The organism is Mesorhizobium ciceri biovar biserrulae WSM1271 (genome assembly GCF_000185905.1).
Taxonomy (GTDB): Bacteria; Pseudomonadota; Alphaproteobacteria; order Rhizobiales; family Rhizobiaceae; genus Mesorhizobium; species Mesorhizobium ciceri.
Window position 1 is genome coordinate 3,624,945 of record NC_014923.1, and the last position, 16,112, is coordinate 3,641,056.

15 protein-coding genes, 2 tRNA genes and 1 pseudogene are annotated in these 16,112 nt (G+C 61.9%); 13 read left to right on the top strand and 5 right to left on the bottom strand.

The features are described from left to right. Positions 1–69 precede the first annotated feature (69 nt). The 4 genes from MESCI_RS17465 to MESCI_RS33270 all read left to right on the top strand — a co-directional run bounded on the left by MESCI_RS17465 (position 70) and on the right by MESCI_RS33270 (position 4,150). On the top strand, positions 70–867 hold the full coding sequence (locus tag MESCI_RS17465) for an FAD binding domain-containing protein (RefSeq protein WP_013531267.1): 798 nt from the start codon (positions 70–72) through the stop codon (positions 865–867). A 406-nt stretch (positions 868–1,273) separates the two neighbouring features. Continuing rightward, positions 1,274–2,296: an acyltransferase family protein gene (locus MESCI_RS17470; RefSeq protein WP_013531268.1), complete on the top strand. Its 1,023-nt coding sequence runs from the start codon at positions 1,274–1,276 to the stop codon at positions 2,294–2,296. Between the two features lie 247 nt (positions 2,297–2,543). Then, positions 2,544–3,923 (top strand): L-lactate MFS transporter, encoded by a 1,380-nt coding sequence (locus tag MESCI_RS17475; protein WP_013531269.1) that lies wholly within the window; start codon positions 2,544–2,546, stop codon positions 3,921–3,923. A 110-nt stretch (positions 3,924–4,033) separates the two neighbouring features. Beyond that, positions 4,034–4,150, top strand: a complete 117-nt coding sequence (locus tag MESCI_RS33270) for an MFS transporter small subunit (RefSeq protein WP_013531270.1) — start codon at positions 4,034–4,036, stop codon at positions 4,148–4,150. A 33-nt stretch (positions 4,151–4,183) separates the two neighbouring features. On the opposite strand, the gene MESCI_RS17480 is transcribed toward MESCI_RS33270, so the two are convergent. The 3 genes and pseudogenes from MESCI_RS17480 to MESCI_RS17490 all read right to left on the bottom strand — a co-directional run bounded on the left by MESCI_RS17480 (position 4,184) and on the right by MESCI_RS17490 (position 5,966). Further along, positions 4,184–4,681 (bottom strand): GNAT family N-acetyltransferase, encoded by a 498-nt coding sequence (locus MESCI_RS17480; protein ID WP_013531271.1) that lies wholly within the window; start codon positions 4,679–4,681, stop codon positions 4,184–4,186. After that, complete coding sequence (locus tag MESCI_RS17485; RefSeq protein WP_245268542.1) at positions 4,678–5,436, bottom strand: copper homeostasis protein CutC; 759 nt, start codon at positions 5,434–5,436, stop codon at positions 4,678–4,680. Before MESCI_RS17485 ends, MESCI_RS17480 begins: the two co-directional genes overlap by 4 nt. Positions 5,437–5,533: 97 nt before the next feature. Next, positions 5,534–5,966, bottom strand: a pseudogene (locus MESCI_RS17490) (cupin domain-containing protein). A 224-nt stretch (positions 5,967–6,190) separates the two neighbouring features. On the opposite strand from MESCI_RS17490, the gene MESCI_RS17495 reads away from it, so the two are divergent. From MESCI_RS17495 to MESCI_RS17505, 3 genes are all read left to right on the top strand, one after another. Beyond that, on the top strand, positions 6,191–6,679 hold the full coding sequence (locus MESCI_RS17495; protein ID WP_013531273.1) for an Hsp20 family protein: 489 nt from the start codon (positions 6,191–6,193) through the stop codon (positions 6,677–6,679). 62 nt (positions 6,680–6,741) lie between these two features. Further along, positions 6,742–7,203 carry a hypothetical protein gene (locus MESCI_RS17500; RefSeq protein ID WP_245268543.1) on the top strand — a complete coding sequence of 154 codons (462 nt, stop codon included), beginning with the start codon at positions 6,742–6,744 and terminating at the stop codon, positions 7,201–7,203. A gap of 43 nt (positions 7,204–7,246) precedes the next feature. Beyond that, positions 7,247–7,546 carry a DUF982 domain-containing protein gene (locus tag MESCI_RS17505; protein ID WP_013531275.1) on the top strand — a complete coding sequence of 100 codons (300 nt, stop codon included), beginning with the start codon at positions 7,247–7,249 and terminating at the stop codon, positions 7,544–7,546. A 504-nt stretch (positions 7,547–8,050) separates the two neighbouring features. Here the strand turns inward: MESCI_RS17505 and MESCI_RS17510 are convergent. Together MESCI_RS17510 and MESCI_RS17515 are read right to left on the bottom strand one after the other, a co-directional pair. Beyond that, positions 8,051–8,299 (bottom strand): hypothetical protein, encoded by a 249-nt coding sequence (locus MESCI_RS17510; RefSeq protein WP_013531276.1) that lies wholly within the window; start codon positions 8,297–8,299, stop codon positions 8,051–8,053. Positions 8,300–8,715: 416 nt separating this feature from the next. Next, positions 8,716–8,790 (bottom strand) — tRNA-Asn (locus MESCI_RS17515). Between the two features lie 224 nt (positions 8,791–9,014). Here MESCI_RS17515 and MESCI_RS17520 point away from each other — a divergent pair. From MESCI_RS17520 to MESCI_RS17545, 6 genes are all read left to right on the top strand, one after another. Then, positions 9,015–9,272: a hypothetical protein gene (locus MESCI_RS17520; protein ID WP_024503836.1), complete on the top strand. Its 258-nt coding sequence runs from the start codon at positions 9,015–9,017 to the stop codon at positions 9,270–9,272. A 289-nt stretch (positions 9,273–9,561) separates the two neighbouring features. Further along, positions 9,562–9,635, top strand: a tRNA-Cys gene (locus MESCI_RS17525). 90 nt (positions 9,636–9,725) lie between these two features. After that, positions 9,726–10,394 carry a protein-L-isoaspartate O-methyltransferase family protein gene (locus MESCI_RS17530; RefSeq protein ID WP_013531278.1) on the top strand — a complete coding sequence of 223 codons (669 nt, stop codon included), beginning with the start codon at positions 9,726–9,728 and terminating at the stop codon, positions 10,392–10,394. A 181-nt stretch (positions 10,395–10,575) separates the two neighbouring features. Then, the gene (locus MESCI_RS17535; protein ID WP_013531279.1) at positions 10,576–11,967 is read left to right on the top strand and encodes a TolC family outer membrane protein; all 1,392 of its coding nucleotides are present in this window, start codon (positions 10,576–10,578) and stop codon (positions 11,965–11,967) included. A 215-nt stretch (positions 11,968–12,182) separates the two neighbouring features. Next, positions 12,183–13,001: a PopZ family protein gene (locus tag MESCI_RS17540; protein ID WP_013531280.1), complete on the top strand. Its 819-nt coding sequence runs from the start codon at positions 12,183–12,185 to the stop codon at positions 12,999–13,001. A gap of 218 nt (positions 13,002–13,219) precedes the next feature. Next, entirely contained in the window at positions 13,220–16,003 is a 2,784-nt protein-coding gene (locus MESCI_RS17545; RefSeq protein ID WP_013531281.1) for a valine--tRNA ligase, read from the top strand. The last annotated feature ends 109 nt before the right edge of the window (positions 16,004–16,112 follow it).

Genomic DNA, 16,112 nt, shown 5'->3' on the forward strand with positions numbered 1-16,112 from the left:
GTGCGACTGGATAGATCCTATTCGCTATTCGCTACTCCCTATTCGCCCATTCACCCAAGGGAGAATTCCATGTACGCAGTCAACTATCACCGCGCCGCCTCGGTCGCCGATGCTGCCAAGCTGGTCAAGACAGGCGACGCCAAGCTGCTTTCGGGCGGTATGACGCTGATCCCGGCGATGAAGACGCGGCTTGCCGCGCCGTCCGACCTTGTCGACCTGTCGCGGATCGCGGAGCTGCAGGGCGTCAAGGTGTCGGGCAAGACCGTCACCATCGGCGCCACCACCACGCATCACGCCGTTGCCAATGACGAGAAGCTGAAGAAGGCCTGTCCGGCGCTTGCCCATCTGGCGTCACTGATCGGCGATCCGGCGGTGCGCCATAAGGGGACGATCGGCGGCTCGATCGCCAACAACGACCCGGCGGCCGATTATCCGGCGGCGCTCCTGGCGCTGGGCGCCACCATTATCACCAACAAGCGCGAGATCGATGCCGACAAGTTCTTCAAGGGTCTGTTCGAGACCTCGTTGAAGGAAGGCGAGATCGTCACCGCCGTCACCTTCACCGCGCCGGCCAAGGCGGCCTATGAAAAGTTCCGCAATCCGGCATCGCGCTACGCCATCGTCGGCGTGTTCGTTGCCAAGGGCAAGGATGGCGTCAGCGTCGCCGTCACTGGAGCCGGCGATGACGGCGTCTTCCGCTCGAAGGAGATCGAGGCAGCATTGGCCAAGAATTTCGCGGCCTCGGCACTGGAAGGTGTGAAAGTGCCGGCGAAGAATCTGATGACCGACATCCATGCCTCGGCCGATTATCGCGCCAATCTGATCGCGGTGATGGCCAAGCGCGCGGTTGCGGCAGCCAACGCCTGAGAAACTGTTTGGAAACTCTACTCCGGCGGCCATCTGATGGCGTTTTCTGTGCTTCCGGTGCTCACGTACCAAAAGTACGCTCCGCTCCGGTTCTCGAAACCACCACCATATGACTCGCCAGGGCGAGTTTCGAAACAGTTTCTAATACGATCGGTCGCAGACAAGGAAAGGGGGCCTCCGTGGCCCCTTTTCTCGTGCGGCGGCCTGCATCCGTTCAGTTGCTGATGGAATCGCTGCCGCACTGCTTGAAGCAAATCCCCGCCGAGCCGGAGGCCGGACCTGATCCGGCAGCAATCTCGCACTTGCACAAATCCATATTGCACTGCAATATGGACTGGGCGGGAATGCGAGCTGGGTTCGAAATGTACCGTCGTACCCTTCGCATACCTATTGCGAGAGGATCGGCATGACCGACATTTCCGCGACGCATGTCGTTCCGTCCCGATCCGCCGCCGACAGATCAACCAGAACAAGACTGGCCTATCTCGACGGCTGGCGCGGGCTTTCGATCGCGCTGGTTCTGATCGGCCATTTCTTTCCGGTTCCGGGAATCAATCTTGGCGTGCTGGGCGTCGAATTCTTCTTCGTGCTCAGCGGCCGGCTGATGGGCGAGATCCTGTTCATCGAACGCTACCCGCTGAAAAAATTCTTCAAACGCCGCTTCTCCCGCATCTATCCGGCTCTTCTGGTCTTCGTAGTCGTCGCGATGATCGCGCTCTCCGGCACGTTCCTCGCCTTCAAATGGAAGGCCGCGCTGACGGCGCTGACATTCACCTACAATTATGCCGGCATTCTCGTGGCTCGGGCAGGGGCGCTCGACCATATCTGGTCGCTCTGCATCGAGGAGCACGCCTACATCATCCTGGCGCTGATCAGCGTCATCGTCTCAAGTCGCTCTCGCGTGGTCGTGCTGCTCCTGGCGCTGGCCTTGCTGGCCATGGCCAATGGCGCGGTTTCGTACTGGGTCTTGGGGATGGACTACGAAACCACTTATTGGCGCACGGATGTGCACATCGCGTCGATCCTCCTGTCGGCTTCGATCTGCCTGCTCAAGGCCGACGGCAGGCTGCCGGCGTTTTTGAGAGGCAAGCATGTGGCCCTGGTGGCAACGGTCTGTGCCGTTGTCCTGTTCCTGGATCGGGTGCCGACGCCGATGCACTATCTCTTCGCGGTGCCGCTGCTGGCTCTGGCCGTCAACGCACTCGATTTCAGCCCACGGTATTTTTCCGGATTGCTGTCGTCCTGGCCGATGGCGACGCTGGGGCTGTGGTCGTACTCGCTCTATTTATGGCAGCAGCCGTTCTACAAATTCGTCTATGAGCAAGGCAGCGCGCCGATACCGATGCTGGCCGCGGTCTTCGCTTGCGCGGCCTGCAGCTACTACCTCATAGAGCGCCCGGCGCGCGAATGGCTCAACCGCAACTGGTGAATGCCGTCGTGCCCGGCCAGATGATCGTGAGTGCAGGTGGAGGGATCGTGCTTCGTAAGCAGACGATCCATTAATTGTTTCTAATCTAACTTTCGGGAAAGCAATGACCTGCTTTCCGATCTGGGCCAGTCTCATTAGACATTGGTCTTATGGCAGGCATTCCTTATTGCCTCGCCGGCTTACCCGCCTAGTTTGTTCGCAGGACACATCTGAGAAGATGGTTCGAAGACGCATCTGGGAGGATGGAATGGATACGACCGGGGAAAGGGCGGGCGGCTGGCTCGACCGCTCACGCACCGTCGCCGAGCCTGGCTTCAGCAGGTGGATGGTGCCGCCGGCGGCGCTCTGCATCCACCTTTGCATCGGCCAGGCCTATGCGTTCAGCGTTTTCAACTTGCCGATGTCTAAGCTGATCGGCATCACCGACTCGGCGCCCGACGACTGGAAATTGACCGGCCTCGGCTGGATTTTCTCGATCGCGATCCTGTTCCTGGGCATTGCGGCGGCGTTCGGCGGCGGCTGGCTGGATCGCGTCGGTCCGCGCAAAGCCATGGTCGCTTCTGCCTGTTGTTTCGGCGGCGGCTTCATTGTCTCGGCGCTCGGCGTCTATCTGCACCAATTGTGGATCATCTATCTCGGCTACGGCGTGCTGGGCGGCATCGGTCTCGGCCTCGGCTATATCTCGCCGGTCAAGACGCTGATCACCTGGTTTCCGGACCGGCCGGGCATGGCAACCGGCATGGCGATCATGGGCTTCGGCGGCGGCGCCTTCATCGCCTCGCCGCTGTCGGTTTATCTGATGAAGCTGTTTTCGACGCCTGAGCACATCGGCGTCGCCGAAACCTTCCTGGTGCTGGGCATCGTCTATTTCGTCTTCATGCTGATCGGCGCCGTTATCGTCAGGGTGCCGCCGGAGGGCTGGAGGCCTGCCGGATGGACGCCGCCGGCGGCACAGAATGCGATGGTGACGACGTCCAATGTCCATCTCGACGATGCGTTGAAGACGCCGCAGTTCTGGCTGCTGTGGGGCGTGCTGTGCCTTAATGTGACGGCAGGGATCGGCGTGCTCGGCCAGGCCTCGGCGATGAGCCAGGAGATGTTTCCGGGACGCATCACGCCTGCCGCTGCCGCCGGCTTCGTCGGCCTGCTGTCGATCTTCAACATGCTCGGCCGCTTCTTCTGGGCCTCGACCAGCGATTATATCGGCCGCAAGACAACTTATGCCATCTTCTTCGCGCTGGGCGTCGTCCTCTATGCGGCGGTGCCGTGGACCGGCCAGACCGGCAGCGTTTTCCTGTTCGTGCTGTTCTACGGGATCATCCTCAGCATGTATGGCGGCGGCTTCGCCACCATTCCCGCTTACCTGCGCGACGTCTTCGGCGTGCGTTACGTCGGCGCCATCCACGGCCGATTGCTGACCGCGTGGTCGGTGGCGGGCGTGCTTGGCCCGGTGCTGGTGAATTATATCCGGCAGTACCAGATCGACAGCGGCGTTGCGAAGGCCGACGCCTACACGGTCACCATGTACATCATGGCCGGCCTGCTGGTTGTCGGCCTCCTGCTCAACCTGATGATGCGGCCCGTCAATGCGCGCTTCCACATGAAGACCGAACCAGCGGTGGCTTAGAGTCAGTTCCATCCCGATAGAATCGGGATGGGCTCTATCTTATTGTTTGAGCATGATCTTTTCCGAAAACCGGAGTCCACTTTTCGGGATCAGCTCTGAGGAGACCGACCATGGCGCAAGACAACGAGAATTCGATCAAACTCACGCTGGCCTGGCTGCTGGTCGGCATCCCGTTGGTCTGGGGGTTCTGGATGACGCTGGTGAGTGCGACAGCCCTGTTCCAGTAGTCCTCGTCTTCGTGCGCGGATCTGCCTGGTCTGTCAGGCGCTGATCTGCCTGGCGTAATAGCGCACCGCTTTCTTGCCGCCATGGATGACGGCGCCGCCGGCCTCGACGAAGCCGAGCGCGGCGTGAAAGGCGTCCGAGGCGGGGTTCGGCGGGGCGGTGTTGACTTCGCAGGTGACCAGCGTGTGGCCGGCGCGCTCAACATGGCCGAACAGGTCCTGATAGAGCCGGCGGGCGTGGCCGCGGCCGCGTGCGTGCGCCGCCACGACGATCCGGTCGACATAGACGAAGCGCTCATAGCGTTCGCGGAACCACAGGAAATTCGGGCTGTCGTAGAGGGCGTCCTGGTCGAAGGTCATGATGAAGGCTTCGAGATCGCCGATGCGCCTGGTGTAAAATGCTTCGCCAAGCAGGAAGGACAGCCGCTCAGCCTCCAGCCACGACAGTTCCGCGGCATGCTCGTTGTTGAGCGCCAGGATCGCCGCTTCGTCTTGCCCCGATACACGGGCTATCGGGGGAGGGGTCGAGGTCATGCCTTGGCTGCCGCGATCGTTGCCGCTACCAGCGGTGTGTCGGTCAGCGTGTTGCGATACTCGCGATCGAGATCGGAGCCACCCATGCCGACATGGGGATTGCGGTAGTCCATGGCACTCGGCACATCCTTGAGGGCGGCAAAATGCATTTCGGACAGGCCGGTTTTGCTGCGCACTTCGGCAATGTTGTGCAAATCCAGTCCGCCGCAGCCGAGGATGACGATGCGGTCGCCGGCCTGCCGCACCAGATCCGCCAACAGCGGCAAGCCTTCGATGGCAGTGTCACGCTGGCCGCTGGTCAGCACGCGGCCGACCTTGCTGCGGATCAGCGATTCGAGCGCCTCGGCCGGCTCGCGCGTCATGTCGAAGGCGCGATGGCAGGTGACGTTCAAGGGGCCGGCGGCCTGCGTCAGTTCGCTCATGCGCGCCTCGTCCATGGTGCCATCGGCGTTCAGGCAGCCAAACACCACGCCGGGCACGCCGAGTTCGCGCAGTGCCGAGACATCTGCCAGCATCGAGGCATATTCGGTCTCACTGTAGAGAAAATCGCCGCCGCGCGGCCGCACCATGACATGAAACGGCACGTTTGCCTGCTCGATGGCGGCGCGGATCGTGCCGAGGCTTGGCGTAATCCCGCCTTCGACGAGGCTGGCGCACAGTTCGACCCGGTCGGCGCCGGCGGCTTGCGCCGCGAGAAGGCCGTCAATGCCTTCGACACAGATTTCGATCAGCGGCAGGCGGAGAGCTTTGGTCAAGGGGCGATCCATTCCATGATTTCCCGGCCAGCCCTACCACCGCGCCGGTTGCTGCGAAAGCGCGAACAGACTTTCGCGCCGGGCACGGACTTCGCGGTTATTGGCGCAATTCCGTGTTCTTGGCGCCTTGCTCGACCTGATCGATCACCAGAAGCTTCACCTCGATATCACCGATATTGGTGGCCCGATGCCACTGGCCGATCATTTCGATGATGAAATCGCCGGCCTTGTAGGTGTTGCTGTCGCCGGTCTTGACATTGGTGACCTTCAGCGTGCCGGCCTGGACATAGGCATAGCGCGGGAAAGGGTGCCTGTGGACCGGCAAGGTCGCGCCCGGCGCGATGTCGTAGGTCGAGACCAGCACCTGCACGTTCTTCTGCGGCAGCGTGATCGGTTGGCCGGACGCGGTCGTCGTGCGCGACGCAAGAGGGGTCACGACGACAGGCGTGCCGCTACTGTCCAGCGCGTGGGCCGGGTTCGCGGAAAAGGGCTGCCGCGAGCAGCAGTCCGGACATCAAAATTTTTCGCATGATTCGCATCCACCCCTGGCGTCAACATCGCGCAGTGGCCACCAGCACGCAAGGCAGCGCCTTGGGCACCTGCCTGCCGGCCAAAAATATTTTTGTCGCCCCTCTTGAAGGAAAAAAACACGATTACCAGATCGTTTTCCGTCGAGGCTTCGGCTCGACATACTGGCGTCGCAGCGACGCTGCGACAGCCTCGTAATCCATGTTGCTTCACGGAGGATATGGCTATGAGAAGCTCTGATTATACCCCTCTTTACCGCACAACGGTCGGCTTCGACCGTCTCTTCGATATGCTCGAAAAAAGCGTACGCTCCGACTGGCCTCCCTACAATATCGAGAAGACCGGCGAGAACGACTATCGCATTACGATGGCTATCGCCGGCTTCGCTCTCGATGAGGTCGAACTCATGCAGAACGGCCCCGAATTGTCTGTCGTCGGCCAAAGGAAACCCGACCAGGAAAATCGGGAGGTCCTTCATCGCGGCTTGGCGACGGGCAACTTCAAGCAGGTGTTCAAACTTGCCGACCACGTAAAGGTCAAGGCGGCCAACCTCGAGAATGGCTTGCTGTCAGTGGACCTGGTCCGCGAAGTGCCCGAGGAACTCAAGCCTCGGCGCATTGAGATAGGGTCCGAAGCCAAAGCGGTTTCGCTCGAGCAACCCGGCAAGAAGCAGTTGATCGACTCGGATGCGGAGCCTCAACGCGAGGTCGCCTGATCACTGGAAGCTAAATCTACGGTCCGCCTCCCGGTTCGGCCGGGAGGCACAGATCGCGGAGAATGGAGATGAGAACCGAAACTTACAGTTTTCACCAACCTGAACCGAAAAATCTTGCCGCGGAATCCGCCGGATTGCGGACGCCAGATGATGTGCTGAACGAGGAGACGATGACGATCGGTGCAAAGCGGGCTTTGCTCGCTTTCTGGGCTTCCGACGTTCATGCGGTTCCTGACAATCCCGCGTTGCGGCAATTGGACAACGGCGCCATCGTGGAAGTCAGCGACATACTTCGCGCACTCCGCCTTCTGGACGAAACCGGGCGGGAACCGCGTGTTTCAAAGGAGTCGGGAACCGTCAGCCTGTCTTTCGACCGGCGCCGCAAGAAGAGCCGGCTCGGTTGGATGCGGCGCCCCTGGCGGGATGACGATGATGATCCGCCGCCAATCCCGGCCTTTGCAACGGTGCCGCCCGGGCGTGGAGGCGGCGGCATGTTGGCCGAGCCGGAGCATGCAATCGCATGATGACCCAAGCCAGCAACAACCAACGTGCGGAATGGAGGATCACATGAGTTACAGGACGTTCGACCGACCGGTCCTGGTCAAGAATGGCGAGTTCGTTCAAGAAATAGGGTGCCTCGACGATGCGTTCGACTTCTTTGAGGAGTGGCCAAGGGAACGGCGAGGTCCGATTTTCGAAACGGCCTTTCGAGCTTGCCAGCGTGCTCACGACGGCCAGGTTCCGCTGACGGTGGCGCGCGATGCCGTCGCCGGCTTCGCAAGATCCGTCAAAATCTTGCAGGACCCGCTTGCCCAATTCCCTTGGATGGACGGCACAAGGTCAGGTCGTGGTGGGGTAACCGCTTAGCCTTGATAAGGGGCGGCGCCATCAGGATGGTTCGGCTGCATGGTCGTCGTTTCCGCATCGCTACAAGGTGAGCTGCCCTGCCAGCTCACCTTTGGCGGGCGGTTGTTGTTCGAGCCGTTAGTACGGTTTTTTGGCGGGCGCGTCCGCGTCGCCATCAGCGGCATGCGACACTATCGCAGATTATGCCACGGCCCTCAGCGGAGGCTCCGCCATTGTCCCCAGGCCGTCGCATTCCGTGCAGGCACCCGTTTTTCCGGGGCAGCCACCCCGATGGGTTCCCTGAGGGCAGCAGTGTCCGTTTGACGCATACCATTTGGAGCAGTCGAAAACCCTGCCGCTGCCATGACAGCGCAGGCATTCCATATTTGATGAAATCATACCCAATTCTTGCCCAACCCAAACGCACTCGCCCCATGCCGCAAGTAACAGGAATCATTGCGCTTTCAAGCACACTGCCCTGACTTAAATTGGGGGGATCGACGGATGGCCGGCATCGATGGCGAACTATCGTTGCGCCGTAATTGCGTTGCTCGTGAAAACCTTGCTCGTCACAAGCCGGGTTGGGCATTGGTCGGCACCAGCAGGCTGCGCCGCCTTGTCCGGTTCCTTGTCGGCAGTGACAGCGACTACGTCGCCGGGCTGCGCGTTGGCGGCCTGTGTGGCCGTGGACGCGAAGAGGACCGTCTGAGTGATGAGAGCCGAAACCGCGGCAACCTGGACCAGCACGGCGGCAAGGGCGATCTTCTTGAGCATGCGAGAAAACGCTTTTTGGCGCTCCCGGTTCCCCCATTCAGGTTTTCGGCTTGCTGCGGGAACAAGGGACCGGCAGTGCGGTTAACTCGATTATGCCGAGCAAGATCAAAGAACCACCATCGAAGCCCGAACCGGAGAAGCTACCTGTCCGACGTCGGGACAAAGAAGCCCCGCCAGAGCTTGAACATGTCGACCCGCCACCACGAGATGTGCGAGAGGCACCGGCACCCAACCCGAACGGTGACAAGAGATGAAATCCTGATGAGATCGCCGTGAAGAGATCGCCGTGATCGAAGCGCGCTGCATAGCGGCGCCAGGTCAAGTTGAGGATCAACCTGCGGCTGCCTGCGGTTTTCCAGACATGCCATAGATCAGCCCCTATGGGCGACCTGACCGTCTCAACGCTTTGAAGAATTTGGCTCCCCGGGCCGGATTCGAACCAGCGACCAACCGGTTAACAGCCGGTTGCTCTACCACTGAGCTACCGGGGAACGGAGGCTCTTATGTGAGTGGCGCAGCCTATAGCTGCCCTTTTCGGCTTTGCAAAGAAGCTTTTCACATTTTTCCGAGGCTTTTTCGCATGGGCCTTTCTCGCAATCGTCGAAGGATGCCCTCATATTAGCCGTCTTGGCAGGGATATGGAACCGAAAGCGCGGCGGCGGCTTTGGTTTGAGCATGCTTGCGAACGATCGAAACGGGTCAATCTTTCGAGACGATGACAGCACAAGACAACCAGATGCCGGCGCGCAAAATCTCTGTTTTCGGGCGCGAGTTCAAAATGCCGCGCTCGCGCGGGCTCAGAATCACGATCGGCATCCTGCTGACCATCGGTGGCATCCTCGGTTTCCTGCCGATCCTCGGCTTCTGGATGGTTCCGCTCGGATTGCTGGTGCTGTCCTATGAATTCGCCATGGTCCGCCGTCACCGGCGTCGCTTTGTCGTCTGGTGGGAACGGCGTCGACGGCCCGATTGACCGCCGATAGCGCAAGGTGGTGTTTCAGTGGGCGGCGTGCTCTTCCAGTGCCTCACGGATCTGCTTGAGAACAGCCGCGGCCGAGGCAAGCCTTGCCCTGTCATGCGGCGACAGGGATGCGTTTCTTCTCCCATCAGGCTATGCTTAACTGTCCGCTAATAAAGCGGTCCGATGATTTGCCGGACGCCGTCCGGACTGACGCGAGGAAACCGTTCGGAATGCAAGGTGGCCGCTTGACGGCATTTTCGCCGCAACCTATTGGAACCGGGTGGAACGCCGGGAGCAATGAGGCCTCGTGGCGGAGTGGTTACGCAGAGGACTGCAAATCCTTGCACCCCGGTTCGATTCCGGGCGAGGCCTCCAATGCCCGGGCCCCCGCGCGGCAGCGCAGGGGCCTGAAGTTCCTGACACAATGGACCGCGGTTCTGGCGCGGCAAGCGGACTGGTTGGGACATGAGCGCTGATTTCTCCGAACTACGCGTCAAGATGGTCGACGGCCAGGTCCGCACCACAGATGTGACCAGCGCGCCGCTGCTCGATGCAATGCTTGTCGTCCCAAGAGAGATGTTTGTCGGCGCCGACCAGCGCGATCTCGCCTATATCGACGAGGACATCCGCATTGCAGCCGGCGCGGACGGTTCGCGCTACCTGATGGAAGCGTCGCCGTTGGCCAAGCTTATCCAGCTGGCCGAGATCAACCCGACCGATTCGGTGCTCGATGTCGGTTGCGGAACAGGCTACGCCTCGGCCATCCTGTCGCGGCTGGCCGGGTCCGTAGTGGCGCTCGAAAACGATTCGGCGCTGGCGGAAACCGCCAGATCGACGCTTTCGTCGCTTGGCTGCGGCAATGTGACCGTCGTCCAGGGCGCGTTGCCGCAGGGGCATGCCGCCAAGGCGCCTTATGATGTTATCTTTATCGGTGGCAGTGTCGCGGAAGTGCCGGCCCCGTTGCTCGACCAGCTTGCCGAAGGCGGCCGACTCGTCGCCGTCGAAGGGCAGGGCAATTCCGGCGTGGCCCGTCTCTTTTTCAAGGCCGGGGGGGTTGTAACCGGAAGACGTGCATTTAATGCGGCAATTAAGCCACTACCGGGGTTTGAACGCATTCGTGCTTTCGAATTCTGAATGATTTGGCCTTGCAGCAGAGGCTTTGTCATGGTCGCTTGCATTTGAACGATCGCTGCTGATGCCAAACTGGGGGCACTTTGGGGGTGAGCAGCAGGGAACACGAACACGCGGCGCCGGCTGATCTATGAGAGAAGCAGGCGCGGCGCGGTTCCCATGGAAAACGAATGAGGGTTTAACCGTGCCGTCTTTACGCAAGTCACTTTTCACCGCCGTCCTCGTTTCGGCGACCATGCTGTCCCCACTGGCCGCTTCAGCCGAAACCATCTCCGGCGCGCTTGCAAAGGCCTACCAGTACAATTCTTCACTGAATTCGGCCCGTGCCGGCGTTCGCGTCACCGATGAGGGTGTCGCCATCGCCAAGTCGGGCTACCGCCCGGTTGTCACCGGCTCGGCGGATATCGATTATTCGAGCAGCCATCTCAACGGCACCAATTCAAGCGTGCGGCTGACCACCGGCAATTTTGGCGTTCAGATCGACCAGACGCTGTTCGACGGCTTTCAGACCAGGAACAATGTTGCTGCCGCCGAAGCGCAGGTCCGGGCCTCGGTCGAAAGCCTGCGCAACACTGAAGAGGGCATCCTGTTCAGCGCGGCGCAAGCGTATATGAACGTCATTCGCGACCGGCAGGTCGCCGTGCTGACCGAGCAGAACCTGCAGTTCCTGACCGAGACGGCGCGCGCGGCGCGTTCGCGTTTCGAAGTTGGTGAAGGCACACGCACCGATGTCGCCCAGGCCGACGCCTCACGCGCCGCCGCCGTGGCATCGCTGAGTGCTGCCCGGGCGCAGGCGCTGGCAAGTGCGGCGCTCTATCGCCAGATCGTCGGCGACGAGCCGGGCAAGCTCAAGGGCGCTTCGCCGGTGGCAAAGCTGTTGCCGTCGAGCCTCGCCGCCGCCGTCGGGGTGGCCTCGAACGAGCATCCGGCCATCCTTGCCACGCAGCATCTGGTCGACGCCGCCGCGTTTTCGGTGAAGTCGGCCGAAGGCGCGCTGTTGCCGCAGCTGTCGGCTTCCGCCGGCGTTTCGAGCGCCTATCGCAATACCTCGCCTTTGCCAGGCGTCGGTTCGCAGGATGGCACGACCAATTCGGCCAGTGTCGGGGCAACGCTGACCATCCCGATCTATTCAGGTGGCCGCACCTCGGCGATCGTGCGCCAGAACAAGGAATCACTCAGCCAGGCCCGCATCCAGGTCGACGTCAGCCGCGACCAGGTGCGCCAGGCCGTAACCGCCGCTTGGACCGAGTACACCGCCGCGCAGCAGCAGCTGACGGCCAACAGGCAAGTGATCGAAGCCGCGAAGCTGGCACTGAACGGTGTCATCGAAGAGCGCAATGTCGGCCAGCGCACCACGCTCGACGTCCTCAATGCGCAGGCGACGGTCATCACCGCCCAGATCAACCAGGCCGGTTACGAACACGATGTGGTGGTGGCGAGCTACGCCATCCTGCAGGCGACCGGCCGTCTGTCCGTCGACCGCCTTGGCTTGCAGGTAGCGAAATACAAGCCTGAAGAGCACTACAACGCGGTCAAGGACAAGTGGTACGGACTGCGCACGCCGGACGGCCGCTGAGGCGTTCGGCCTGAACTGGCCGTGTTCCCTGCTTGAGCAGGATCTTTCGCGCTGCGGCTCTCGGGTTCAGATGGCGCTAATCTGTTGAAATCCCACAAGTCCCCAGATTGGGGATTCTCGTGCGGCGATCCGTCGGTTACGCTGTGGCCATGATTCGATCCGGCTCTGCCGGAGCGGAAAACCCAACAGGGGTCACAAGGGCGGCGGATGTGACGATGGCAACGGCAAGCAGCGCACAGCGCGAACCTTCCATGGAAGAGATACTGGCTTCCATCAGGCGGATCATCGAGGACAGCGACGGCGGCCGCAAGCAGCCGGGCGACGCCGATGAGCTGAGCCAGGATCTGGAGCGCGCGTCGAGCGCCTATGCAGCCCCCGACGTGGAAGCTTTTCGTGCCGACCTGCATGCCGCCCCCGAGGGCAGGAAGCCTGTCACGCTGGCGGAAGTCCAGTCACAGCTGCCGCCGGCCGAGCCGGTGGTGGCGCGCATGGAAACGCCGGTGCGCCCCGATCCCAGCCCGGCAAGGCCATCGATGACACTCGCCGAGGTCAGCGCCCGCGTTGCAGCGGAGCCAATCACGGCTGAAGCGCCAATATCGCGTCCTGTCGCCGACGCTTCCATCGCCGATTGGCGTCGCGAGATCGCCGCGGTTGGCGAGCAGGCCAGGGCGGTGTCGGACCGGAGCGAGGCACGCAAGACGGCTGCCCAGCCGTCCGTGGAGGCTCCAGGGGATGAACCGGCCGCGAAACCGGCTACCGAGCCGTCTCGTCCGGATGCAAGCGTGGTGCGGCCGGTGGCGGCCAGCGACGCGCCGCGTCCGGCGATCGTTTCCGAGCACACCGGCCGTCAGGTCGCGGCTGCCTTTGGCGAGCTTTCCGACGCGTTTGCCAGCCGCAGCAAGAAGACATTCGACGAGATGGCCGAAGAGATGCTGCGGCCGATGCTGCAGGATTGGCTCGACAACAATCTGCCGACACTGGTCGAAAGGCTGGTGCGCGAGGAGATCGAGCGCGTGGCGCGCGGGGCGCAGTAGTTCCCCATGCCGATTGCCCAGAGGAAACGGCGCCTTCGTGGCGCCGTTTCTTTTGGCGAAGTCGTTGTCGGCAGGACGACGGATCGCGTTCCGTTGAAATGACTGAGGCCGCGCCTATCTGGTTGTGAGGGTCCGAGACAGCCCTTGCGGTTGACTTGGCCAAAACCTTCCGATTTACACCGGACCAGCAAACTCCCGACAGCGCGGACCATTTTCCCATGCTTGAAAAGACCTACGACGCCAAAACCGTCGAGCCGAAGATCGCCAAAGTCTGGGAAGAGGCCGACGCGTTTCGCGCCGGTGCCGGGGCCGAGGAGGGGGCGGAGGCCTTCACCATCGTCATCCCGCCGCCGAACGTCACCGGCTCGCTGCATATGGGACACGCGCTCAACAACACGCTGCAGGATATATTGGTGCGCTTCGAGCGCATGCGCGGCAAGAACGTCCTGTGGCAGCCGGGCATGGACCATGCCGGCATTGCCACGCAGATGGTGGTCGAGCGGCAGCTGATGGAAAAGCAGATCCATCGCCGCGACCTGACCCGCGAACAGTTCATCGAGAAAGTGTGGGAGTGGAAGGCCGAATCCGGCGGTGCCATCTTCAACCAGCTGAAGCGGCTCGGCGCCTCGGCCGACTGGTCACGCGAACGCTTCACCATGGACGAAGGCCTGTCCAAGGCGGTGCTCGAAGTGTTCGTCACGCTCTACAAGGAAGGGCTGATCTACAAGGACAAGCGTCTTGTGAACTGGGACCCCAAGCTGCTCACCGCGATCTCCGATCTCGAGGTCGAGCAGCAGGAGGTCAATGGCAATCTCTGGCACTTCCGCTACCCCGTCGAAGGCAAGGTCTTCGACCCGGAAAACCCGAAAACCTTCATCACCGTGGCGACGACGCGCCCGGAGACGATGCTGGGCGATACGGCCGTCGCGGTGCATCCCGACGACGAGCGCTTCCGGCATCTGGTCGGCAAGAACATCGTCCTGCCGATCGTCGGCCGCAGGATTCCCGTGGTGGCGGATGAGTATTCCGATCCGGAAAAAGGTTCGGGCGCGGTCAAGATCACGCCGGCGCACGACTTCAACGATTTCGAGGTCGGCAAGCGCCACAAGCTGCCGGCGATCAATATCCTGACCACGGAGGCGGCGGTAAGTCTCAGGGACAATGAGGATTTCCTTGCCGGCCTCGAGGTGACGCCGGAGCGCCAGGCGGTCTGGGACGAACTCGACGGCCTCGATCGCTTCGTCGCGCGTAAGAAGATCGTCGAGCTGATGGAAGAGGGCGGCTTCCTCGAAAAGGTCGAGCCGCATCGCCATGCGGTGCCGCATGGCGATCGCGGAGGCGTGCCGATCGAGCCGTTCCTGACCGAGCAATGGTATGCCAATGCGGCGGAGCTGGCCAAACCGGCAATCGCTTCAGTGCGCGAAGGTCGCACGAACTTCGTGCCGAAGAACTGGGAAAAGACCTATTTCGACTGGATGGAGAACATCCAGCCCTGGTGCATCTCGCGCCAGCTCTGGTGGGGCCACCAGATTCCGGCCTGGTACGGGCCGGATGGGCGCGTCTTCGTCGAGAAGACCGAGGAAGAGGCGCTGAGCGCCGCGATCGAATTCTATCTGGCGCTGGAAGGACCGTGGAAGGCCTGGGTCGAGGACAAGCTGGAGAACTTCAAGCCGGGCGAGATCCTGACCCGCGACGAGGACGTGCTGGACACCTGGTTCTCGTCGGCGCTGTGGCCGTTCTCGACGCTGGGTTGGCCTGATGAGACTCCCGAGCTGAAGACCTACTACCAGACCGACGTGCTGGTGACCGGCTTCGATATCATCTTCTTTTGGGTCGCCCGCATGATGATGATGGGCCTGCACTTCATGGACGAGGAGCCGTTCCACACCGTCTATGTCCATGCGTTGGTGCGCGACAAGAACGGCGCCAAGATGTCGAAGTCGAAAGGCAACGTCATCGATCCGCTCGACCTGATCGACGAATACGGCGCCGACGCGCTGCGCTTCACCCTGACGGTGATGGCGGCACAAGGCCGCGACGTGAAGCTCGATCCGGCGCGCATCGCCGGCTATCGCAATTTCGGCACCAAGCTGTGGAACGCGACGCGTTTTGCCGAGATGAACGAGGTCGCGCGCAATGACGATTTCTGGCTGAACGACGCCAAGCTGGCGGTCAACCGCTGGATCCTCACCGAGCTGACGCGGGCGGCGCGCGAGATCACCGACGGCATCACCTCATACCGCTTCAACGAGGCGGCGGGCGCCGCCTACCGCTTCGTCTGGAACCTGTTCTGCGACTGGTACCTGGAACTGCTGAAGCCGGTGTTCATGGGAACCGACGAGGCGGCCAAAGCCGAAAGCCGAGCCTGCGTCGCCTTCGTGCTCGACGAGATCTACAAGCTGCTGCATCCGATGATGCCGTTCATGACCGAGGAACTGTGGGCGCAGACCGCTGGCGAAGGCAAGCAACGCCCCTCGCTGCTGTGCCATGCCACGTGGCCGTCACCGGACTTCGAAGACGCCGAGGCTGCAGCCGACATCAATTGGCTGGTCGACCTCGTCTCCGGCATCCGCTCCGTGCGTTCGGAGATGAACGTGCCGCCGGCAGCCATCGCACCGCTCGTCGTGGTCGGCGCCAACGATGTGACACGCGAGCGCCTCGTTCGCGAGGAGTCGGCGATCAAGCGGCTGGCGCGGGTCGGCGACATCTCGCTTGCCGATATCGCGCCCAAGGGTTCGGCGCAGATCGTGCTCAACGAGGCGACGATCTGCCTGCCGCTTGGCAGCCTGATCGACCTCGCCGCCGAGGCTGCACGGTTGCAGAAGGAACTGGCCAAGGTGACCGAGGAGATCGCGCGCCTGCACAAGAAACTGTCGAACGAGAGGTTCGTGGCCAGCGCGCCGGCCGAGATCGTCGATGCCGAGCGTGAAAAGCTCGCCGAATACCGCGATGCACAGGACAAGCTGTCGATCGCGCTGGCCAGGGTTCGCGACGCCGGCTGAGGGTAGATTCGCGAGACTTTAGACCCCTCTAAAATGCTGGTTTTCCGCCTGGAAAATCAGCATTCCGTTGCGTTAATATTGACGTAAACGGAAGTTTTAGCCCCATTGT